We start from the raw sequence: 973 nt of genomic DNA, 5'->3' as shown, positions 1-973 counted from the left end.
AAAGAGTTTATGCAATGGTATAGCGACTTTTTACGGGAACGGTATAACCAAGCATTGCAAATGATTCAAGATGGCAAGACGGATTAGAGGTCGTCTGAAAATATCCGCTTCGATTTTTTGTGGTGTTTTTATTAGTTTAGAGGTGTCAAATGCTTCCACATGTCGCATATCCAAGATACATTGCAGCATATAGCCAAAAATATTCAGCTATATTCAATATTACTAATAGCCCTGAATTTGAGGACGCGCTAGGAGTTCTTAGTTGGCAAGCCAAAAGGGTGTTGACTAGAACATTTCAAAGCCTTGAAAAATTTGAGCATGGTGTATCGCTATGGAGTTATAAGGAAACTTACAAGGTTTCTTTAGTTGAGGAGCAGGTTAATGACGCGTTAGAGAAGTATCAGGAAAAGTATGGAGACCCTATCGATTATTCAGAGTATTTTTATCCCGTGATAGAAGAGTTGCACTTTGGGCAAAGTCTGGAGATGCGCCTAGAAATGCAGTATTTCATCACGGCTAAGGCTATTTATGAGTATGTTTCAAACTTCAAAGACAAGCCATCGCAAGAAAACTTTAATCAATTTAGGACAATAGCAAACTTAATTACAACATCCATAGAGTTTATGTCTTTGGAGTTGAGAAAAGACCAAATCAGCATAGAGGCAATAACAGAAAATGCCCGAAAAGCAGGCAAAGCCAGGCAAAGCCCCTATGAAAAAGCGGGAACGATAGCTGCCGTAAATCAGTTATTGGAAGAAAGAAAGGAAATGCTGAATGAAAAAGGGGGGAAAGCCAAATTAATCCGTTTAATTTTCGAAAAAATTAATAACGATGAAATACCAGCCCCTGACATTCCATCGGAAAAAACAGTTAAATACTGGATAAAACAGTTTCAGAAAAATATGAAATCAACAAACTGATTTTAGGGAAGTAACATGCTGCTTCCTTAACAGCCGCCCACATGGGCGGCTAT

General features: G+C 38.3%; 1 protein-coding gene. It reads left to right on the top strand.

What is annotated here, in order from left to right; translation table 11 throughout:
* Positions 1-149: 149 nt before the first annotated feature.
* On the top strand, positions 150-920 hold the full coding sequence (locus HMPREF2572_RS07915; protein WP_070497522.1) for a hypothetical protein: 771 nt from the start codon (positions 150-152) through the stop codon (positions 918-920).
* The last annotated feature ends 53 nt before the right edge of the window (positions 921-973 follow it).

The organism is Neisseria sp. HMSC064E01 (assembly GCF_001808875.1).
Taxonomy (GTDB): Bacteria; Pseudomonadota; Gammaproteobacteria; order Burkholderiales; family Neisseriaceae; genus Neisseria; species Neisseria sicca_A.
Note: the sequence above shows the minus strand (reverse complement) of the source record. Positions and strands in the feature narration are given on the sequence as shown.